Annotated in this window: 19 protein-coding genes; 5 read left to right on the plus strand and 14 right to left on the minus strand. The window is 71.5% G+C overall.

What is annotated here, in order from left to right; translation table 11 throughout:
• Nucleotides 1–26: 26 nt before the first annotated feature.
• Complete coding sequence (locus tag AB0M83_RS38645) at nucleotides 27–653, minus strand: helix-turn-helix domain-containing protein (protein ID WP_364525115.1); 627 nt, start codon at nucleotides 651–653, stop codon at nucleotides 27–29.
• A 46-nt stretch (nucleotides 654–699) separates the two neighbouring features.
• Here AB0M83_RS38645 and AB0M83_RS38650 point away from each other — a divergent pair, with 46 nt between their 5' ends.
• Complete coding sequence (locus AB0M83_RS38650) at nucleotides 700–1,542, plus strand: methyltransferase domain-containing protein (protein WP_364525117.1); 843 nt, start codon at nucleotides 700–702, stop codon at nucleotides 1,540–1,542.
• Here AB0M83_RS38650 and AB0M83_RS38655 read toward each other — a convergent pair.
• The 6 genes from AB0M83_RS38655 to AB0M83_RS38680 form a co-directional block, all read right to left on the minus strand.
• Complete coding sequence (locus AB0M83_RS38655) at nucleotides 1,539–2,948, minus strand: M1 family metallopeptidase (protein WP_364525119.1); 1,410 nt, start codon at nucleotides 2,946–2,948, stop codon at nucleotides 1,539–1,541. The genes AB0M83_RS38650 and AB0M83_RS38655 overlap by 4 nt on opposite strands.
• Before the next feature lie 82 nt (nucleotides 2,949–3,030).
• Nucleotides 3,031–6,927 (minus strand): Pls/PosA family non-ribosomal peptide synthetase, encoded by a 3,897-nt coding sequence (locus AB0M83_RS38660; protein WP_364525121.1) that lies wholly within the window; start codon nucleotides 6,925–6,927, stop codon nucleotides 3,031–3,033.
• Nucleotides 6,928–7,254: 327 nt separating this feature from the next.
• A complete protein-coding gene (gene der / locus AB0M83_RS38665) occupies nucleotides 7,255–8,724 on the minus strand; it encodes a ribosome biogenesis GTPase Der (protein WP_364525123.1) in 1,470 nt (489 codons plus the stop codon).
• Between the two features lie 16 nt (nucleotides 8,725–8,740).
• Nucleotides 8,741–9,400, minus strand: coding sequence for a lysophospholipid acyltransferase family protein (locus AB0M83_RS38670; RefSeq protein ID WP_364525125.1), 660 nt, complete (start codon nucleotides 9,398–9,400; stop codon nucleotides 8,741–8,743).
• Nucleotides 9,397–10,101: a (d)CMP kinase gene (cmk, locus tag AB0M83_RS38675; protein WP_284742753.1), complete on the minus strand. Its 705-nt coding sequence runs from the start codon at nucleotides 10,099–10,101 to the stop codon at nucleotides 9,397–9,399. The genes AB0M83_RS38670 and cmk overlap by 4 nt, the downstream gene beginning before the upstream one ends.
• Before the next feature lie 258 nt (nucleotides 10,102–10,359).
• On the minus strand, nucleotides 10,360–10,905 hold the full coding sequence (locus AB0M83_RS38680; protein WP_364525147.1) for a TetR-like C-terminal domain-containing protein: 546 nt from the start codon (nucleotides 10,903–10,905) through the stop codon (nucleotides 10,360–10,362).
• 112 nt (nucleotides 10,906–11,017) lie between these two features.
• On the opposite strand from AB0M83_RS38680, the gene AB0M83_RS38685 reads away from it, so the two are divergent.
• The 3 genes from AB0M83_RS38685 to AB0M83_RS38695 are packed head-to-tail and all read left to right on the plus strand — an operon-like array spanning nucleotide 11,018 to nucleotide 13,106.
• Nucleotides 11,018–11,386 carry a DUF4267 domain-containing protein gene (locus AB0M83_RS38685; RefSeq protein WP_364525127.1) on the plus strand — a complete coding sequence of 123 codons (369 nt, stop codon included), beginning with the start codon at nucleotides 11,018–11,020 and terminating at the stop codon, nucleotides 11,384–11,386.
• 36 nt (nucleotides 11,387–11,422) lie between these two features.
• Nucleotides 11,423–11,905, plus strand: a complete 483-nt coding sequence (locus tag AB0M83_RS38690; protein WP_364525129.1) for a TrkA C-terminal domain-containing protein — start codon at nucleotides 11,423–11,425, stop codon at nucleotides 11,903–11,905.
• Between the two features lie 7 nt (nucleotides 11,906–11,912).
• On the plus strand, nucleotides 11,913–13,106 hold the full coding sequence (locus AB0M83_RS38695; RefSeq protein WP_364525131.1) for a cation:proton antiporter: 1,194 nt from the start codon (nucleotides 11,913–11,915) through the stop codon (nucleotides 13,104–13,106).
• 102 nt (nucleotides 13,107–13,208) lie between these two features.
• Here AB0M83_RS38695 and AB0M83_RS38700 read toward each other — a convergent pair whose 3' ends face one another.
• The 7 genes from AB0M83_RS38700 to xerD all read right to left on the minus strand — a co-directional run bounded on the left by AB0M83_RS38700 (nucleotide 13,209) and on the right by xerD (nucleotide 20,122).
• Nucleotides 13,209–15,056: a Xaa-Pro dipeptidyl-peptidase gene (locus AB0M83_RS38700; protein ID WP_364525133.1), complete on the minus strand. Its 1,848-nt coding sequence runs from the start codon at nucleotides 15,054–15,056 to the stop codon at nucleotides 13,209–13,211.
• Between the two features lie 97 nt (nucleotides 15,057–15,153).
• Nucleotides 15,154–15,906 (minus strand): pseudouridine synthase, encoded by a 753-nt coding sequence (locus AB0M83_RS38705; RefSeq protein ID WP_364525135.1) that lies wholly within the window; start codon nucleotides 15,904–15,906, stop codon nucleotides 15,154–15,156.
• Complete coding sequence (gene scpB / locus AB0M83_RS38710) at nucleotides 15,893–16,792, minus strand: SMC-Scp complex subunit ScpB (RefSeq protein ID WP_364525137.1); 900 nt, start codon at nucleotides 16,790–16,792, stop codon at nucleotides 15,893–15,895. The genes AB0M83_RS38705 and scpB overlap by 14 nt, the downstream gene beginning before the upstream one ends.
• Nucleotides 16,789–17,691 (minus strand): segregation/condensation protein A, encoded by a 903-nt coding sequence (locus tag AB0M83_RS38715; protein WP_364525139.1) that lies wholly within the window; start codon nucleotides 17,689–17,691, stop codon nucleotides 16,789–16,791. Before AB0M83_RS38715 ends, scpB begins: the two co-directional genes overlap by 4 nt.
• Nucleotides 17,691–18,104, minus strand: coding sequence for a cobyrinic acid a,c-diamide synthase (locus AB0M83_RS38720; protein WP_364525141.1), 414 nt, complete (start codon nucleotides 18,102–18,104; stop codon nucleotides 17,691–17,693). The genes AB0M83_RS38715 and AB0M83_RS38720 overlap by 1 nt, the downstream gene beginning before the upstream one ends.
• A complete protein-coding gene (locus AB0M83_RS38725; protein ID WP_364525143.1) occupies nucleotides 18,101–19,072 on the minus strand; it encodes a ParA family protein in 972 nt (323 codons plus the stop codon). Before AB0M83_RS38725 ends, AB0M83_RS38720 begins: the two co-directional genes overlap by 4 nt.
• Nucleotides 19,073–19,219: 147 nt before the next feature.
• Nucleotides 19,220–20,122 (minus strand): site-specific tyrosine recombinase XerD, encoded by a 903-nt coding sequence (xerD, locus tag AB0M83_RS38730; RefSeq protein WP_364525149.1) that lies wholly within the window; start codon nucleotides 20,120–20,122, stop codon nucleotides 19,220–19,222.
• 105 nt (nucleotides 20,123–20,227) lie between these two features.
• On the opposite strand from xerD, the gene AB0M83_RS38735 reads away from it, so the two are divergent.
• Nucleotides 20,228–20,725, plus strand: a complete 498-nt coding sequence (locus AB0M83_RS38735; protein ID WP_364525145.1) for a DUF1707 domain-containing protein — start codon at nucleotides 20,228–20,230, stop codon at nucleotides 20,723–20,725.
• Nucleotides 20,726–20,822: the final 97 nt, after the last annotated feature.

Raw genomic sequence — 20,822 nt, forward strand, 5'->3', positions numbered from 1 at the left:
CATATACATCCGATGTATCTGGTCGCTCAGCTGCCGTCGCAGAGCTGGGAGACCAGGGTGCCGGCCACCCAGTCCTCCCACTGTTCCGGCGACCAGCCGCGGTCGCGGACGAACACCTGGTAGAGCTCCGGGCTCAGGATTCCGAACAGCAGGTCGGCGGCGTGCTCGGCCGTCGATCCGACGCGCACTCCGGGCTTGGTCACCAGCGACCGGGCGGCTTCCAGGTGCACGGCGAACCGCGGGTCGGCGCCGTCGTCCCACTGCCCGGCGATCGCCGGGTCGGCCGAGGCGGCCGCGCGCAGCATCTCGAGGATCGGGGCGACGCGCTCCAGGATCCCGCGGGTGCCCCGGACGAGCAGCCGCAGGTGCGACTCGGCCGTCGGGGCCGCGAGAACCTCCTGGAACCACTCCCGGTCCATCGTCGCAACCGGCTCGAGGTCGCCCGCGATGGCCACGTCGACCAGTTCCTTGAGCAGTACCCGTTTGTTGCCGAACGTGAAGTAGATCGTCTGCACCGCGACACCGGCGCGGTCGGCGATCTCCTTGAGGGTCGTCGCGCCGTACCCCTTGACGACGAACAGCTCGCGCGCCGCCTCCAGCATGCGCCGGCGCGTCCCAGGGGCGTCCCGGACCCGTTTCTTGCGCTGTTCCATTACTAGAGTGTACATCTAGAGTACGACTCTAGTAACGGAGGAACCCATGCAGGCCATCGCCAACGTCCGGCAAGCCGAAGCCTGGAACGGCTGGGAAGGCGCGCACTGGGCGCAGAACCGCGCCCGGTACAACGCGACCGTCGCCGCCTTCAACGACGACCTCTTCCGGTGTGCCGCGGTCGCGCCGGACCACCACGTCCTCGACGTCGGCTGCGGCACGGGCCAGGTCACGCTGCTGGCCGCGCGGCGGGCGGACCGGGGGCACGTCGTCGGAGTCGACCTCTCGGCCCCGATGCTGGAGCGGGCCCGCGCCGACGCGGCCACCCAAGGCATCGTCAACGTGCGGTTCGAGCAGGGCGACGCGCAGGTCCACCCCTTTCCCGACGCCGGGTTCGACGTCGCGATCAGCCGGGGCGGGGTGATGTTCTTCGAGGACGCCGTGGCCGCGTTCGCCAACATCCTTCGCGGACTGCGGCCCGGCGGGCGGCTGGTGTTCATCGGCCCGCAGGGCGGTACCCCGGACAGTGAATACGCCCGCGCCACCACGGCGCTGCGGCCCCTGATGCGCAAGCCGTCGCCCGCTTCGCGCGGCATGGGATCACTGGTCGACCCGGCCCGCATCCGCGAAGTGCTCGACGCGGCCGGCTTCACCGGCATCCGGATCGAGCCGGTCACCGCGCCGATGGACTACGGCCGTGACGCCGCCGACGCGGCCGAGTTCATCCTCGGCCAGGGGCCGGTCCGCAGCAATCTGGCCGGACTCGACCCGGGCGTCGTGGAGCGGACGCGGGAACAGCTGCGGGCGGGGCTCGAAGCGTTCGAGACGCCCGACGTCGTTCGCATTTCGGGCGCGGTCTGGCTGGTCGACGCCACCCGCGGCGGATCCTAGGCCCCCGGCAGCGGGGGCAACGCCGTCGTCGAGAGCCAGCGTGTGAAGAACGCGTCCAGCGACCGTCCCGCATACGCCGCCGCCATCGCCACGAACCCCTCCGTCGTCACGACGCCGTGGCGGTGGTCGACCGCCCACGCCTTCAGCAGCGCGAAGAACGCCGGGTCGCCGATCTCCGCCCGCAGCGCGTGCAGCGTCAGCGCGCCGCGCTTGTACACCCGCTCGTCGAACATGCGGGCCACGCCCGGGTCGGCGATCCGGACGTCGGCCGGCTTGGCCTTGATCCGCGTGTGCCAGCCGCGAGCCAGCGCCTGCGCGGACTGCCCGCCCGACTCCTCCGACCACAGCCACTCGGCGTAGGTCGCGAAGCCCTCGTTCAGCCAGATGTGGCGCCAGTCGGCCACCGTCAGGCTGTTGCCGAACCACTGGTGGGCCAGCTCGTGCGCCACGAGACGCTCGTGGGTGCGGCGGCCGTCGACGTGGTTGGCGCCGAAGATCGCCATGCCCTGGGCCTCGATCGGGTCGTCGAGGTCGTCGTCGGTGACGACGATGACGTACTCCCCGAACGGGTACGGGCCGAACAGCCGCTGCAGCATCTCCAGCATCCGGCCCTGCCGCCCGAAGTCGCGTTCGAAGAGGCGACGCAGCCGCGGGGGCACGGCCGCCCGCTGCGGTACCGATTCGAGGACCGACTCGACGCGGCCGTGGCCGAAGCCGACCATCAGCCGGCGCGCGCTCACGCCGGTGTGCGGGAACCAGCCGCGGCCGGACAGCTCGAGCTCGTCGTAGCGGCCGATCTGCACGCTCATCAGGTACGTCGCCGTCGGCTCCGGCCGCTCGAAGACCCACCGCGTGGCGCTGCCGCCGATGACGCGCTCGACCAGGTCGCCGGTGACCGCGACCAGGTACGGCGACGCCGTCGTCACGGTGACGCGGTAGGCCGCCTTGTCCGCCGGGTGGTCGTTGCACGGGAACCACGACGGCGCGCCGACCGGCTGGCTCGCCACGAGTGCGCCGTCGGTCAGTTCGTCCCAGCCGACGTCGCCCCAGCGGCTGCGCACCGGCCGCGGGTTGCCGACGTAGTGGACCTCGACGGTGAACGCGGCCCCCGCCGCGACCGGCTTCGCCGGCCGGACGTGCAGCTTCGCGCCGCGCTTCAGGTACTTCGCGAGCTTGCCGTCGACCAGTACGCGGTTGATGCGGAACTCGCCGAAGTCCAGGCTGACGCGGGAAAGCGCCTGCGTCGCCTCGGCGGTGATCACCGCCGAGGCCGAGAGCCGGTTCGGCGCGACCTTGTAGTCCAGGTTCAGCTCGTAGTGCCGGACCCGGTAGCCGCCGTTGCCGTGGGCGGGGAGGTAGGAGTCACCGGAAGTGTCCGCGCCGGGAGCGGGGGCCTTCGAAATCACCCGTGGCGAACCTTTCCTCGTGCGTGCTGGGGACCAGGCTCGCACGCCAGAGGTGAATCCGGCGCGCCTGGCCCCGCTTTCGTTACTTACCCGGCCACGCGGAGATCGGGTTGCCGAGCCAGCGGGTGTCGGCCGGCACCTCGTCGCCGCGGGTCACCAGCGATCCCGGGCCGACCGTGGTGCGCGCGCCGATCCCGGCACCCGGCAGCACGATGCCGTGCGGGCCGAGCGTCGCGCCCTCGCCGAGCACCACCCGCGACATGCTCATGATCCGGTCGTGGAACAGGTGCGTCTGCACGACGCAGCCGCGGTTGATCGTCGCGCCGTCGCCGAGCGTCACGAGGTCGGCCTCGGGCAGCCAGTACGTCTCGAGCCAGACCCCGCGGCCGATCTTGACACCCATCGTGCGCAGCCAGGCGCCCAGCAGCGGGGTGCCGCCGAGCGAGCCGATCAGCCACGGCACCGCGAGGGCCTCGACGAAGGTGTCGGCCAGCTCGTTGCGCCAGACGAACGAGCTCCACAGCGGGTGGTCGATCTCGCGGAACTTGCCGACCAGCAGCCACTTCATGACGGTCGCGGTCAGCGCCGCGACGATCCCGGCGGCCAGCAGGGCGGGCCCGGCCAGCAGCGCGGCGACGCCGAAGCCGAACGCCGTCGCCGCCCACAGCAGCCCGAAGGCGACCGAGACGCTCAGCGCGACCCCGCACATGACCGGGATGATCCGGCACAGCTCGACCAGCGCCCGAGCCGCCTTGAGGTGCGGCGCCGGGGTGTAGGTGCGGCTCGTGTCGGCGTCGCCGATCGCGCGGCGGACCGGCAGCGGCGGCATGCCGAGGTAGGACGAGCCCTTCTTCGCCTTCAGCGGCGTCGAGGACAGGACACCGACCAGGCCGCGCTTCGGCACCGAACGGCCGGGCGCGGTCATCCCCGAGTTGCCGAGGAAGGCCTGCTTGCCGATCCGGGCCGGGGCGACGTGCAGCCAGCCGTGGCCGAGCTCGTAGGTGGCGACCATGGTGTCGTCGGCCAGGAACGCGCCGCTGTCGACCTTGGTCATCTTCGGCAGCGCCAGCACGGTGGACGCCTCGACGTTGCGGCCGACCTTCGCGCCGAGCAGCCGCAGCCAGACCGGGGTGAACAGGCTGGCGTACAACGGGAACAGGCCTTCGCGGGCCATGCTCATCAGGCGTTCGGTGGCCCAGACCTGCCACGCGACGCGGCCGTGCACCGGGTGGTAGCCCTCGACCATGCCGATGCTCAGCAACCGGACGCCGGCCAGCACGAACAGCATGTACGCGGCGAAGTACGCCACGGTCGCGACCGGCACGAAGATCAGCGCCTGGACGAACGCGGCCAGGAGCGTCGGCGCACCGGCGATCGCGTAGCCGAGCACGGCGACACCGGCCAGCGCGGCGATGCCCGGCAGGAAGCCGAGGAGCAGCGAGGTAGCGCCGTACACGGTGGCCCAGAAATGCGACCGCGGCGGGCGGCTCGACGGCCACTTCAGCGCGTCCTTCGCGTCCTTGCCGTCCTTCCCGACGGGCGCCGCGGGCGAACCGGCGAAGTGCTGACCGGCCTTGACCACGCCGCGGACGGTCGACCCGGCCGCGATCTCGGCGCCCTTGCCGACGCGGACGCCGGGGAACAGCGTGCTGCGCGCGCCGATGCGGGCTTCCGCGCCGATGCGGACCTTGCCGATGTGCACGCGGTCGCCGTCGACCCAGTGCCCGGTCAGGTCGACCTCGGGCTCGATCGCCGCGCCGCGGCCCAGCTTGAGGAAGCCGGTGACCGGCGGCGGCGAGTGCAGGTCGACGTCCTTGCCGATCCGCGCGCCGAGCGCCTTCGCGTACGTCGTCATCCAGGACGCGCCGGCGACGCTGTCCGCGCCGGAGAATTCGGCGAGCTTCTCGGCCGTCCACAGTCGCAAGTGGACACTCCCGCCGCGCGGGTAGGTGCCGGGACGGACGCCCGAAAGCAGCACCCGCGCGCCGCCCGCGGCGATGGCGATCCGGCCCGCCGGGCTGAACAGCGCCACCCAGGCCAGGCCGATCCACGCCCAGCTCAGCGTCGGCGCCCAGGCGAACCCGAGCAGCGAAAGGATGTTCGACAGCGCGGCGGCCAGCGTCGCCCAGCGCAGGCCGACGAGACCCATCAGCGGAACCATCAGCAGCGTCTGGATCACCCCGGCGCGACGCGGGGTCGGCGCGATGTCCCGGCGCTCGGTGGCCTGGCCGCTCAGCGCGTCCAGCACCGCGGCCATCGCGCCCAGCTTGGGGTGGGCGTAGATGTCGGCGACCGACACCTGCGGGTGCCGGGTGCGGATCCGCGCGACGACCTGCGCGGCGGTCAAGCTGCCGCCGCCGTGGGTGAAGAAGTCGGCCTTCGGGTCGTCGACCGACACGCCGAGGATCTCGGCCCAGCCTTCGGCGAGCCACGTCTCGGTCGGCGACAGCCCGGTGGCGTCCACTGTGGACAGCGGCCACGGGAGGGCGGCGCGGTCGACCTTGCCGGAGGTGCGGGTCGGCAGGTCGTCGACGACGGCCAGCAGCGGCACCAGCGCGGCGGGCAGGTGCTCGCGCAGCCGGGTCGCGGCCTGGTCGTGCTCGAACTTTTCGCCAGGAGCCGGCACGACGTAGCCGACGAGGACCTGGTTGCCGGCCTTGGTGCGGCGGATCGCGGCGGCCGCCCCCTGCACGCCCGGGAGCGACTGCAGCGCGGCGTCGACCTCGCCCAGCTCGATGCGGCGCCCGCCGAGCTTGACCTGCTCGTCGAGGCGGCCGAGGAACAGCAGGCCCTCTTCTTCGGCACGGACCATGTCGCCGGAGCGGTAAGCGCGCTGCCAGCCCAGCGACGGCAGCGGCGCGAACTTCTCGGCGTCCTTCTCGGCGTCGAGGTAGCGGGCCAGGCCGACGCCGCCGATGACCAGCTCACCGGTCTGGCCCATGGCGACCGGCTCACCCTCGTCGTTGACGACGGCGAGCTGCCAGCCGGCCAGCGGCAGGCCGATCCGGACCGGGCCTTCGCCGGTCAGCTGCGCGGCGCAGGCGACGACGGTGGCTTCGGTCGGGCCGTAGGTGTTCCAGACTTCGCGGCCTTCGACGGCGACGCGCTCGGCCAGCTCCGGCGGGCACGCCTCGCCGCCGAAGATGAGCAGGCGGACGTCTTCGAGCGCGTCGGCGGGCCACAGCGCGGCCAGCGTCGGCACGGTCGAGACGACGGTGATGCCCTGCGCGACCAGCCACGGGCCGAGGTCGACGCCGGTGCGGACCAGCGCACGCGGCGCCGGCACCAGGCAGGCGCCGTGGCGCCAGGCCAGCCACATCTCTTCGCAGGAGGCGTCGAAGGCGACGCTCAGCCCGGCCAGCACGCGGTCGCCCGGGCCGATCGGCTCCTCGGTGAGGAACAGCCCGGCTTCGGCGTCGACGAACGCGGCGGCACTCGCGTGGCTCACCGCGACGCCCTTGGGCTTGCCGGTGGAGCCGGAGGTGAAGATGATCCACGCGTCGTCGGCCGGGCCGGGGACGCCGTCACGGCCACCCGGGGTGCTGTGGACGTGGATCTTGCCGTCGGTGGCGACCGCCGCCACCTGGGCTTCTTCGAAGACCAGCTCGGCGCGCTCGTCCGGGTCGTCCGCGTCGACCGGCACGTAGGCGGCGCCGACGGACAGGGTGGCGAGGATGGCGACGTACAGCTCGGCGGTGCCGGAGGAGATCCGGATGCCGACGCGGTCGCCGAGGCCGACGCCGTAGCTCTTGAGGCGGCGCCCGTAGGCGTCGATCTCCTCGAGGAGGCGGCGGTAGGTCAGTGTCGTGGTGCCGTCGTCGATCGCGGCGGCGTTGGGGTGCTGCTCCGCGGTGGCGGCGAGGACGTCGAGCAGGGTGCGCTCGCCGGCCCCGAGGCCGGACCAGAACAGCGCCCGGTCGGCGACCGGGGCGAGGGCGACTTCGGCGGCAGGCTCGACCGGTTCGATGGTGACGGTCATCGGCCACTCACCTCGGCCGTGACGCAGACGTGCAGGGACGAACCTCGGGCGCGCAAGCCCACCACTCACCTTCCGGGAGCCTCACCGGGCTTGCTCTCCGAACGAGGCGCCCGCAACGACCCTTCACCATACCCGCAGGTGAAGGAAACATATCTTCGAGATCACGACGGAGTGTCGGACCTCACCCAGCACCGCCCTGACCAGCGTGATCCAGGTCGCATCTCGCGTGATTGGAGCCGGAACTGACGTGATTGGAGCCGGAACTCGCGAGTTACGGCTCCAATCACGCGAGTTCCGTCCCCGATCACGCGAGTTCCGGCAACTGGCTCACCGGGATTTGGCCGGACGGGCCGCTTTTCCGCCGATCTTCTGTTTCGCCTTCTTTTCGCGAACACGCACATTCACCCGGACGGGGCTGCCTTCGAAGCCGAACTGCTCACGGAACTTGCGCTCGATGAACCGGCGGTAGCCCGCCTCGAGGAAGCCGGTGGTGAACAGCACCAGCGTCGGCGGGCGGATGCCCGCCTGCGTCGCGAACAGCACCTTCGGCTGCTTGCCGCCGCGGACCGGTGGCGGGGTGGCCGCGATCAGGTCGGACAGCCACGCGTTGAGCTGCCCGGTCGGCACGCGCTTGTCCCACGACGCCAGCGCCGTCCGCAGCGCCGGGGCGATCTTGCGCACCGAACGGCCGGTCAGCGCCGAGACGTTGACCTTCTCCGCCCACGGCACGCGGACCAGGCCGCGGTCCAGCTCGCGGACCATCGCGTGCCGGCGGTCCTCGTCGACCAGGTCCCACTTGTTGAACACCAGCACGCACGCGCGCCCGGCCTCGACGACCATGCTCAGCACCCGCAGGTCCTGCTCCGAGATCGGCTCGGCCGCGTCCAGCAGCACGACCGCGACCTCGGCGGCGTCGATCGCCGTCTTGGTGCGCAGCGAGGCGTAGTACTCGGCGCCGGCCGCGAAGTTGACGCGCTTGCGCAGGCCCGCCGTGTCGACGAACCGCCAGGTCTCGCCGTCCAGCTCGACCAGCGAGTCGACCGGGTCGACCGTGGTGCCCGCGACCGAGTCGACGACCGAGCGCTCCTCGCCGGAGAGCTTGTTCAGCAGGCTCGACTTGCCCACGTTCGGCTTGCCGACCAGCGCGACGCGACGCGGCCCGGACGTCGCGGCGACACCCTCGCGCGGCGCCTCGGGCAGGGTCTTGAGGATGGCGTCGAGCAGGTCGCCGGAGCTGCGGCCGTGCAGCGCGCTGACCGGGTGCGGCTCGCCGAGGCCGAGCGACCACAGCGACGCGGTGTCCGCGAGCAGCCGGTCGTCGTCGACCTTGTTCGCCACCAGCAGCACCGGCTTCTTCGAGCGGCGCAGCACCTTGGAGGCGGCTTCGTCGGTGGCCGTGGCGCCGACCGAGGCGTCGATCACCAGCAGGATCGCGTCCGCGGTCTGCATGGCCAGCTCGGCCTGGGCGGCGACGGAGGCCTGCAGCCCGGTCGCGTCCGGCTCCCAGCCGCCCGTGTCGACCAGGGTGAACTTGCGCCCGCCCCAGTAGGCGTCGTAGGCGACGCGGTCGCGGGTGACGCCCGGCACGTCCTGCACCACGGCTTCGCGGCGGCCGATGATGCGGTTGACCAGCGTGGACTTGCCCACGTTCGGCCGTCCGACCACGGCGAGGACCGGCTGCGCGAGGGCAGCCTCCTCGGCCGCTTCCGCCGCCTCGATCTGCGCGTCGAGCTTGGCGAACTCGGTCTCGTCCGACCAGGTGCCGTCGACTTCGCCGACGCTGTCCAACTCTTCCATTACAACCCAATTTCCCTTATGGCGTAACGAATCCGTTTTCGGAACGCCAATCGTCCAAAGTCTTGACGAGCGCCGCGAGCTCGCCGCGCAGCTCTTCGGTGCCCTGGTCGAGCCCGGTCTTCCCGGGTCCGACCTTCGGGGTGAACGGCTCCCCCACGAGGATGTCCACGCGCGGGCGCCAGCGCCGCTTGCCGTCCGCCGGCTTGAGCGTGCCCCGCGTCGCGACCGGGAGCACGGTCGCGCCGGAGGCCCGGACCAGCCAGGCCGCGCCGCGTTCGGCCGCACCGACGTCCCCGGCACCGCGGGTGCCTTCGGGGAAGATCCCGACGACGCCGCCGTCTTTGAGCACGCCGGCCGCCGTCATCAGCGGCTTGCGGTCGATCGCGCCGCGCTTGAGCGGGATCTGCCCGATGGCCACCAGGAACTTCCCGGCCACACCCTTGAACAGCTCGGCCTTGACCAGGAACGCCGAACGCCGCGGCAGCATTCCGAAGATCAGCTGCGGTTCGATCATGGAGCTGTGGTTCGCGACCACGAGCACCGGCCCGGTGGCGGGCATGCGCTCACGGCCGTGCACGCGAATGCGGAAGGCCGACCGCAGATGATACCGGCCGAAGATTCGCCCGGCGTCGTGGAGCCAGCCGACGGAGCCTTCCGGCAACCCGTCAGCTTTCATCGAGCTACCTCTGCGTTGCACCCCGCCAGCAGTCCGCGGTGGCTGGCGAGCTCACTGAGGGCGACGATCACCTGGTCGATCGACAGTTCCGACGTGTCGACGTGCACGGCGTCGTCGGCCGCGCGCAGCGGTGAGGCGGTGCGGGTGGAGTCGAGGTGGTCGCGGCGCTCGACGCTGGCCAGGGCGTCGGCGACCGACGACTTGCGCCCGGCGGCGGTGTCCTGGGTGCTGCGGCGCGAGGCGCGGACGTCGGCCGAGGCGGTCAGGTAGACCTTGAGCGGCGAGTCCGGCGCGACGACGGTGCCGATGTCCCGGCCCTCGACGACGATCCCGCCGCGGTGCCCGACCACGTCGTCGATGATCTGCCGCTGCCGGGCGACGAGCAGCTCACGCACGTGCGGCACGGCCGAGACGGGTGAGACGGCCTTCGTGACCTCGGGCCCGCGGATGTCGGCGGCGACGTCCTCGCCGGCCAGCCGGATCTCGAGCCGGTCGGGGCTGGTGCCGATGCCGAAGTCGGTCTTGTCCGCCAGCACGGCGACGGCGGCCGCGTCGGCCGGGTCGACGCCGGCCCGCAGCACGGCGAGGGTGACCATCCGGTACATGGCGCCGGTGTCGAGGTAGCCGGCGCCGAGGCGCTGGGCGAGCTTGCGCGCGACGGTGGTCTTCCCGGTCCCCGACGGGCCGTCCAGCGCGACCACACCTCGTAGGGCTCCCGTCACCGGCACTCTCCTCGCGTTCTCGTCTCGTTCGGGCCGTCCCCCATTCTGCCGGTCGGGCCACGCGGGAGATCAGTCGCCCCGCACGGGACCGGCTTCCGCCGTGTCGTCCCCATCACGCGTGTCGTCCTCCCCAATCACGCGAACCGACCCTCCAGGTACGCGAACCGACCCTCCAGGTACGCGAACCGACCCTCCAGGTACGCGAGCCGACCCTCCGGGTACGTGGACCGCCCGGGCTCAGTCGCCCCGCGCGCCGAAACGGGCGACCACCAGCTCGAGCCGCCCGGCTCGGTGCGCGGGCGACAGACGGTGCCCGCGGTCGAGGGTGATCAGGCCGTGCAGCGCACCCCAGAACACCTCCGTCAGCGTTCCGGCGTCCTCGTCGCCCGCCACCGGTTCGACCACGGCGAACAGCCCGTCGAAAGCCTCCTTCATGACGGCGGGCGTGTCGTCCTGGGCGAACGGCAGCTCCGAGGCCAGCGTGAACATGGCGTCGTACAGCGCCGGCTTCGCCTCGGCGAACTCCAGGTACGCGCCCGCCACTCCCGCGACACCGCGGTCGCGCGCCGCCGCCAGCGCCGAGGCCAGCTCGCCGAACCCCTCCAGCGCGGCCGCCGTCATGATCGCGTCCTTGCCGCCCGGGAAGTGGCTGTACAGCACCGGCTGGCTGTACTCGATCAGCGCCGCCAGCCGGCGGGTCGTGACCGCGTCCCAGCCCTCTGCCTCGGCGAGCTCCCTGGCCGCGGCGACGATCCGCTGCCCTCGCTCGGTCCGGTCGCGCACTCGCCGTTGTCGCTGGGTCATACGTCACATCCTAGCACTGCTAGACAAACTAGCGCCGCTAGATTAGCGTTGCTAGCAATCCTAGCGATGCTAGAAAACTGGAGGGAACACCATGCTCGTCACCGGCTACATCCTCGTCGCGATCGTCTCGCTCGGCATCATCTACGTCGGCCTCAACTACCTCTTCGCGCCGGCCAAGATCGCCGCGGGCTTCGGTTTCACCGAGGTCCCCGAAAACGCCGAAAGCTTCCTCAACGTCAAGGGCGGCCGTGACATCGGGGCCGGCCTGATCCCGCTGGCCCTGATCGTCTACGGCGACCCGCACGCGCTGGGCTGGGTCATCCTCGTCGCGGCCGTCTGGCCCGTCTTCGACATGATGATCGTCCTGCGCCACCGGGGTAAGAAGGCCATCGCCTTCGGAGTCCACGGCCTGACCGCCGCCGTGATGGTCGTCGCGGGCCTGCTCCTGCTGCTCGGCTGAACGTCGCGAATCGGACACGTGGGTTACGGTGGTTGGGTGAACGTCGAAGTAACCCCCCTGCCCGGCATCGGGGTCCGCAAGGACTTCAGCACCCGCACCGGCCGCCGCATCGGCGTCGTCACCCAGCGGGACGGCCACACCGAGCTCATCGTCTCCAAAACGGACGACGCCGACGCCTGCGCCGCCTCGATCCCGCTGACCGCGGACGAGGCGGGCACGCTGGCCAACCTGCTCGGCGCGCCGCAGCTGGTCGCCCAGCTCACCGAGGAGCACCGGGACCTGCCGGGGATCAGCACGCGGCAGCTGCCGATCAAGCCGTCCGGCCCGTTCGACGGCCGGACGCTCGGCGACACTGCGATGCGCACGCGCACGGGCGTCTCGGTGGTCGCGGTCGCGCGGGCGGGGCAGGTGCACCCCTCGCCCACGCCCGACTTCACCCTCACCGGGGGCGATCTGCTGGTCGCGGTCGGCACGAGCGAGGGTCTCGAAGCCGCCGCCAAGATCCTCAAGTACGGCTGAGCCCACGATGGACCACACCGCGCTGTCCCTGATCGAGCTGGGGGCGGTCTTCTTCGTGCTGGGCGCGCTCGGGCGCCTGGCCGGCAAGATCGGCCTCTCCCCCATCCCGCTCTACCTGCTCGGCGGCCTGTGCTTCGGCTCCGGCGGGCTGATCCCGCTGACCGACATCGGCGGCTTCACGCACCTGGCCAGCGAAATCGGCGTCGTGCTGCTGCTCCTGCTGCTGGGGCTCGAATACTCCGCGGCCGAGCTGTTCACCGGGCTGCGCCGCTCGTGGACGGCGGGCCTGCTCGACATCCTCCTCAACGCCGCCCCCGGCGCGGCCGTCGCGCTGCTGCTGGGCTGGGGCCCGGTCGGCGCGATGGTGATGGCGGGCGTCACGTACATCTCGTCGTCCGGGATCGTCGCGAAGGTCCTCGGCGACCTCGGCCGGCTCGGCAACCGCGAGACGCCGGTGGTGCTGTCGATCCTCGTGTTCGAAGACCTCGTGATGGCGCTCTACCTGCCGATCCTCACCGCGGTGCTCGGCGGCGTCAGCTTCCTCGGCGGCATGGAGGCCGTCGGGATCTCGCTGCTGGTGATCACCGTGGTGCTGGTGATCGCGCTGAAGTTCGGCCGGTACGTCTCGGCCGCCGTCGACAGCCCGGACCGCGAGGTGTTCCTGCTCAAGGTGCTCGGCGCGGCATTGCTGGTGGCGGGGCTCGCGTCGGCGATGCAGGTGTCGGCCGCGGTCGGCGCGTTCCTGCTCGGCATCGCGATCTCGGGCTCGACGGCGGAGAACGCGACGCACCTGCTGGAACCACTGCGGGACCTGTTCGCCGCGGTGTTCTTCGTGGTGTTCGGGCTCAACACGAACCCGGCGTCGATCCCGCCGGTGCTCGGCTGGGCGATCGTGCTGGCGGTGGTGACGACGCTGACGAAGGTCGGCACCGGCTGGTGGGCGGCGCGCCGGCAGGGCATCGGGAAGATGGGCCGGGCCCGCGCCGGAGCGGCGCTGGTGGCGAGAGGCGAGTTCTCGATCGTCATCGCGGGCCTGGCGGTGACGGCGGGCGCGGTGGAGGGCGAACTGGCGGCCCTCGCGACGGCGTACGTGCTGCTGATGGCGATCCTGGGCCCGACGGCGGCGCGGGTCGTCGAGCCGATCGCCCGCGCGCTGCAACGGAAGTCGGCGACTCGCACGGCTCCCGCCAAGGCGAACTAGCGCCGGTCCCGAGCGCCCCAATGTGGCCTTCGGTGCGTCAGACGCACCCAAGGCGGCCTTCGGTGCGTTCAACGCAACCAAGGCCGCCTTGGGGCGCTGGGGTCAGCGCAGGTCCGGGCGGGCCGCCGACGGCACGTGCGCACCGCCGTCGAGGCTCGGGTGCGTGGTCGCCGGCGGAACGACCCCGGCCAGCGGAATCGACACCGACGTGCGCGCCAGGTCCAGCGTCACCCGTCCCGGCTGGGCCGGCCCGCGGATGAAGCTGCCGTCCGTGCCGCCGACGATCAGCGCCAGCGCGTGCCCCTTCGGCACCATGTGGTCCGTGGACGCCAGGTCGAACGTCATCGTGTACGCCGTGCCCGGAGTCAAGGTCTGTTCCTGCGACAGGGAAGCGTGGTTCGCGAGGTCGGCCCAGCCGCGGCTGAGGATCGTGTAGTTCACCTTCTTCACGTCCGCCGACGCCACGCGGTAGCAAGCGTCGTCCCCGGACGTCGACGAGCCCCAGCAGTTCTCCGTGGTGCCGGTCTTGATCCCCTCGCCGCTGCCCGCGAAGTTGCGGATCGTCGCCGGGCCGAGGTCCACGAGCAGCGCCGACAGCCGGGCCGACGCCGTGCTCGGCGTCGCCGTGACCGTGATCTTCGACGTCCCGGACACCTGCAGGTCCGCCGCCAGTGTCCCGGTCGAGTAGGTCAGCGCCGCGCTGCCCGGATTCGTCACCCAGGTGTCCTCGCCGAGGTTCGGGTTGTCGGTGAACGACGCCGTCCCCGACGCCGCCGCGGTGCCGAGCGTCCCGCCCGTGTGCGGCCGCAGGGTCGTGGCCATCGCACCGGCGGCCGGGTACGCGCTCTGATCCACCCACTGGTCCGGCTGCCGCTCGACGCTGGCCATCGGCCCGTTCTGGACGCCGTTGTCGATGCCGAGCAGGTAGTGGTCGAACCACCGGTGCAGCAGGTCGACCCAGCCGGCCCGCCGGTAGTCGAACGGGTCGACGTGCCCGGTCTGCGCCAGCCAGATCTTCTTCTCGACGTTCAGCCCGCTCCACCACTGTCCGAAGTGGATCGTCTTGACGTTCAGGTCGTTGACGCCGTGGGAAAGCAGCACGCTGGCACGCACGTTCCCCGCGTGAGTGACGTAGTCCCGGTCCGCCCACAGCGGCCCGTAGTCGCCATTGGCCGTCGCGCCCTGCCTGAGGACCTGGTTCTGCGCGGAGCAGTCCTGCCCGCTGTTGCGGGCTTCGACCGTCTGCGCCAGCCCGTCCGGGTTGAAGCCGAAGGTCGCGCCGTCGGACCGGTAGTAGTCGTACCAGGAGCTGATCGCCGAGATCGGCACGATCGTCTTCAGGCCCGCGACGCCGGTCGCCGCGACGCCGTTGGCGATCGTGCCGTCGTAGGACTTCCCGATCATGCCGACGTTCCCGGTGCTCCAGCCCGCGGTCACCGCGCTGCCGCCGGTCTTCGCGCTGTACCCGGTGGCGCGCCCGTTCAGCCAGTCGACGACCTTGCGCGCGGAGTCGACGTCCGAAGCGCCGCCGACGTCCGCGCAGCCGGCCGAGCGGTTCGTCCCGGCCAGGTCGACGAGCACCACGGCGTACCCGCGCGGCACGAAGTAGTTGTCGTAGAACAGCGGGAACTTCACCGGTTTCCCGGCGCTGTCGTACGACTTGAGCTCGCTCTCGTTGCCGCGCCCGCAGCACGAGTAGTACGGGCTGGCGTCCATGATCACCGGCACCCGCGAGGTCGCCTCACCCGGCCGCACGATGTCGGCGGCGACGCGGTCGGACTTGCCGTCACCGTCCCCGTCGTGGCCGATGTCGACCCAGACGGTCTCGCGGATCGCCTTCGCGTAGTCGTAGACCGGCTCGCTCGCCGTGGGCGCCGCGTGCGCCACCCCGGGGAGGAGCGCGGTGAGGAAGATCGTCGCGAGAACTCCGCCTGCCAGACGTGATCGCATGGCTCCACGCTGGCAGCGACGGCGGGCGCGCGCCACGGCGGAAAGTCGGGACTGTGACAACCGGGGGCTACGCCACCTGGCCCCCGAAAAGCGGGGGTCAGAGTTCGACGTTCCGGTAGAGCGCACCGACCTCGCCCTTGGTCAGCCGCCGGATCGAGCCGACGCGCTGGTTGCCGAGCTGGACGTCGCCGACCGCCGTGCGGACCAGCTTGAGCACCGGGTGCCCGGCGTCCTTGAGCAGGCGGCGCACGATGTGCTTCTTGCCCTCGTGGATGACGAGCTCCACCAGCGACTTGCCGGAGTGCATGTCCTTGACCCGGAACTGGTCGACCTTCACGATGCCGTCCGGCAGCTCCCAGCCGTTGCGCAGCTCCTTGCCGAGCCCGCGCGGCACGAGGCCGTCGACCTCGGCGAGGTAGGTCTTGAGCACCCGGTAGGACGGGTGCATCAGCCGGTGCCCGAGGTCGCCGTCGTTGGTGAGCAGCAGCAGGCCTTCGGTGTTCTCGTCGAGGCGGCCGACGTGCACGACGCCGGGGGTCTCCTCGTAGCGGCCGGCGAGGTAGTCGCCGACGCACGGGCGGCCGCGGTCGTCCGACATCGTCGAGTGCACGCCCTTGGGCTTGTTCAGGGCGAGGTAGATCAGGTCGTCGCGCAGGTTCACGCGGGTGCCGTCGACGTGAATGACCGCCTCGTCCGGGTGAACCCGGCGGCCGAGCTCGGTGACGACCTCGCCGTCCACCTCGACCCGGCCGGCCGCGATCAGGTCCTCCGCCGCCCGGCGGGAGGCGACCCCGGCCTGCGACAGCACCTTCTGCAGGCGGATGCCGTCGGGGTGTTCACTGGATGTCATCGATGGTGTCCACTTCGGGTAGCAACGGAGCGATCGCGGGCAGGTCGTTCAGTGACGACAGCCCCAGTCGCTCCAGGAACAGCTCGGTCGTCACGTACAGCGTCCCGGTCGTCTCGGGGTCGGTCCCCATCTCTTCGATGAGGCCGCGCGCGAGCAGCGTCCGGATCACGCCGTCCACGTTCACGCCGCGCACCGCGGCGACCCTGGCACGGGTCACCGGTTGCCGGTACGCGATCACGGCGAGGCTCTCCAGCGCGGCCCGGGTCAGCTTCGACCGCTGGCCGTCCAGCAGGAGCTTCTCCACGAACGGGGCATAGACGTCCCTAGTGTAGAACCGCCACCCTTCGCCGACGCGCCGCAGGTCGATCCCGCTGGCCCGATCGGTGAACTTCTGCGCCATGGTGCGCAGGGCGACGACGATCCGAGCCTTGGGCTGCCCGACGGTTTCGGCGAGCGATTCCTCACTGGCGGGCGAGTCGACGACCAGCAGGAGCGCCTCGAGCGCGGCTTCGAGGGTCTCGTCGGAGGTGACGTCGGGCAGGGAGTCGGCGTCTCCGGCGGCGACGAGGTCGGACTCGGGATCCTCCGGACCGGGCTCGGACTCGGGCTCGGCACCTTCGGACACCGCGGGCGGGGCACTTTCACGTGAAAGTGCCGGGTCCCCCTCGGATTCCCCGTGAGGCGCCTCCTCGACCAGCGGCTCCACGGGCGAGCCGTCCTCGTCGACCGGCTCGCCGGACAGGGCCTCGTCCAGCGCCAGCTCCGCCGCGGCCTCGGCCGGCTCGCCCACCGGCGGCTCCGGGGCCTCGATCTCGGCCGGTTCGCCCGCGGGCGGTTCCGGCGCCGGCACCTCGCCGGCCGGCCGCTCGTTGTCTTCGGGGTTCACCCGTACTCCTCTTCGTCTCCGGCGGTGAGGTCCAGCTCGGCCGCCGCGGAGGCCTCCTCCTTCGAGCCGCCCGTCCAGCGGACGTGCAGCTCGGCCAGTGCCTCGCTCTGCTCGAACTGGACCGTCGCCTCGCGGTAGAGCTCCAGCAGCGCCAGGAAGCGCGCCACGATTTCCACCGTGTGCTCGCAGTCGTCGACCAGCTCGCCGAACGTCGCCTGGCCGCGTTCGGCCAGCATCACCCGCAGGATCGCCGCGTGCTCGCGCACCGAGATGCGGCCCATGTGGATGTGGGCGATCGACACCGTCGGCGGCGGCTTGGGCCGGAACACCGCCACCGCGATGTCGGCGAACTTCTCCGGCGTCACGCCCAGCATCACTTCGGGCAGCAGCCCGACGAACCGCTCCTCCAGCGCCACCGACCGCGGGTAGCGCCGCAGCGCACCCTGTTCCAGCTCGCCGAACAGCGCCGCCACCTGCTTGTACGCGCGATACTGCAGAATCCGCGCGAACAGCAGGTCACGGGCTTCGAGCAGGGCGAGGTCGTCCTCGTTCTCCACCTCGGCCGACGGCAGCAGCCGCGCCGCCTTGAGGTCGAGCAGGGTCGCCGCGATGACCAGGAACTCCGTCGTCTCGTCGAGGTTCCAGTCGGCACCCAGCGCCCGCGTGTAGGCGATGAAGTCGTCGGTGACCGTGTGCAGCGCCACCTCGGTGACGTCGAGCTGGTGCTGCGAAATCAGCTGCAGCAGCAGGTCGAACGGCCCCTCGAAGTTGGCCAGCCGCACCTTGAACTTCGACGTGCTCAGGTCCTCGGTGTTGACGCCTTCGGGGATCATCCCGCCGTGCACCGTCTGGTGCTCTTCGGGGACCTGGTCCTCCGGAGCCGGTGCCGGCTCGTCCATCAGCCCTCGGTTTCGCCGCCGTCTGAGCCGACCACCCGCAGCCGCTGCACCAGCACCGACTCCTCGCCGTTCTGGTCGAAGTCGGCCAGCAGCACCGCGACCGCCTCGCGGACCAGCCGGCCGCGGTCGACGACCAGGTCGTGCTTCGCGCGCAGCGTCAGCCGGGCCTGCTCCATGGCGACGAGCTCGTCGCCGGAGACGTACACGGTGATCTTCGCGTCGTGCTTGGTCCGGCCGGACCCGTGCGGGGCCGCGCTGCGAGCGAGCTGCTCGGTGCGGCCGTTGTCCGCGGGCTTGGCCTTGTCGGCGGGCTCGGCGGGCGCGGGCGCCGCCTGGGGCGGGAGTTCGAGAGCGGGGCTGGAGGTGAGGCGGAAGAGTTCCGACGCTCCGGGCAGGGAAGCACGCCTGCTCACCGAGCGATCACCTCGCGGGCCAGCTGGCGGTACGCCGCGGCGCCGGCCGACTTGGGCGCCCAGGTCGTGATCGGCTCACCCGCGACCGTCGTCTCGGGGAACCGCACGGTGCGGTTGATGACCGTGTCGAACACGGTCTCGCCGAATGCCTCCACCACGCGAGCCATGACCTCCTTCGAGTGCAGGGTTCTCGGGTCGTACATGGTGGCGAGAATCCCGACTATGTCCAGTTTGGGGTTGAGGCGTTCCTGCACCTTCTCGATCGTGTCGATCAGGAGCGCTACACCTCGGAGACTGAAGAACTCGCACTCGAGCGGGATGATCACGCCGTCCGCGGCGGTCAGCGCGTTCACCGTGAGCAAGCCGAGTGAGGGCTGGCAGTCGACAAGAACATAGTCGTAGTCGTTCATGACCGGACGAAGGACCCGTAACAACGTGTGCTCGCGCCCTACCTCAGCGACGAGCTGGACCTCCGCCGCGGACAGGTCGATGTTGCTCGGCAGCAGGTCAACGCCGTCGACGCGGGTTTTCATCAGCACGTCGGTGGCGCTGACCGACCGCTCCATGATGGCGTTGTAGACGGTCTGGTCCAGTTCGTGCGGCTGGATGCCGAGACCGACCGCGAGGGCGCCCTGCGGGTCGAAGTCGACGAGCAGCACCTTGCGGCCGTACTCGGCGAGGGCGGCGCCCAGGTTGATGGTCGACGTCGTCTTGCCGACGCCGCCCTTCTGGTTGCACATCGCCATGATCTTGGCCGGGCCGTGGTGGTCCAGCGGCGCCGGATCGGCGTGCTCGCGGATCGGGCGGCCGGTCGGCCCGATACCCTCGAGCTTGACCTTCTTGCCGTTGCGCTCCTGCGGTTCGTCGCCGTCGTGGACCGCCGGGGTCGCGATCTTGACGTCGTTGAGGTTCGCCGCCGCCGACCCGGCGGACTCGGCCGGGTGGGCCGGCTGGTTCGGTGTCGACATGGCGGGAAAGCTCCTTGTTCGTCGCGTCCGCCGCAGCCTATGCGCGGAGTCGGAGCCCCGGCAAAGCAACGCGCCGGACTCGACGGGGCAATGTCACTCGAGAAGTCGGTCCAGCGTAGGAAGGCTGTGAGCCCGCCATACGGCCGTCTAGCCCAGTGCCCGGGGGTGCGCCGTCGCGTACACCTCGCGCAGGGTGTTGACCGTGACCAGCGTGTAGACCTGCGTCGTCGTCACCGAGGCGTGGCCGAGCAGTTCCTGCACGACCCGGACGTCCGCGCCACCCTCGAGCAGGTGCGTGGCGAAGGAGTGGCGGAGGGTGTGCGGCGAGACCACGGCGGTGATGCCCGCCCGTTCGGCGGTGTCCTTGAGGACCTGCCACGCGCTCTGGCGCGAAAGCCTGCTGCCGCGGGCGTTGAGGAACAGCGCCGCGGTGCCGCGGCCGTGGGCGGCGAGCGCGGGCCGGGCCCGGACGGTGTAGGCGTGCAGCGCGGCGAGCGCGGGGCGGCCGATGGGGACGATGCGCTGCTTGCCGCCCTTGCCGTCGAGCAGGACGGTGCGTTCGGTGTCGTCGACGTCGTCGACGTCCAGGCCGACCGCCTCGGAGATCCGGGCGCCGGTGGAGTAAAGCACCTCCAGCAGCGCCCGGTCGCGCAGCGGGCGTTCGCCGTCCGGCGGCGGGGTCTCGAGCAACCGCAGGACGTCGTCGACCGGCAGCGCCTTGGGCAACCGCTTCGCCGGTGTCGGGGGCCGGACCTCGCGGGCCGGGTTGTGCTCGGTGAGGCCTTCGGCGTGGGCGAACTTGTGCAGCCCCCGCACGGCGACCAGCGCCCGCGCGGCCGACGACGCGGCCAGCGGCCGGTGCTCGCCGTCGCCTTCCCGCAGAGCCGCGCCGAAGGACGTCACGTGCGCGGCGGTGACGTCGGCGATCTTGGCGACGCCCCCGCCGTCCAGGTGCGCGGCGTACCGGCGCAGGTCACGGGCGTAGCTGTCCAGGGTGTTGCGCGCGGTCCCGCGTTCGACGACCAGGTGGTCGAGGTACGCGGCGATCACGCCGTCCGTGCTGCCCGCGGCTACCACGCCGGTCACCTTAGGCCGTGCGGGCACCGTGACCCGGGAGAAACCCCGTTCTCAGCTTCCCGCGGTTACCTTGGATTCATGGAGTCGGACCAGCTCCGGATCGGCACGGCCGAGCGGGAAGAGGCGGCGAGGCTGCTCGCCGACCACTTCGGCATGGGGCGCATCACGCCGGACGAGTACGAGACGCGGGTGACCGACGCCTACGCGGCGACGACCCTCGGCGACCTGCGGCCGCTGTTCGGCGACCTGCCGCAGCCGCACCCGGGGTTCTTCGGGCCGCCGCCGGCGTACGCGCAGCCGACGATGCAGCTGCCGATGTACGGGCCGCCGCCGGACCCGTACGCGCCGCCGATGCCGGTCCCCTACTCCTACCGGTCCAAGACCGTGGCCGGGGTGCTCCAGATCGTGCTGCCGTTCGGCGTCGGGCGGTTCTACACCGGCCAGGTCGGGCTGGCCCTGCTCCAGCTGTTCGTGGTGCTGGTGACCGGGATCGGCATCCTCTGGCCGATCATCGACGGCATCATGCTGCTGAAGGACGGCGGCCTGGACGCCCAAGGCCGCCCCCTGCGCCCGTAGCCCGAGCGCCCCAATGTGGCGTTCGGTGCGTCCCACGCACCCAATGTGGCGTTCGGTGCGTCCCACGCACCCAATGTGGCGTTCGGTGCGTCCCACG

Origin of the sequence: Amycolatopsis sp. NPDC051106, assembly GCF_040682775.1 — a bacterium.
In the GTDB taxonomy this organism is placed as follows: Bacteria; Actinomycetota; Actinomycetes; order Mycobacteriales; family Pseudonocardiaceae; genus Amycolatopsis.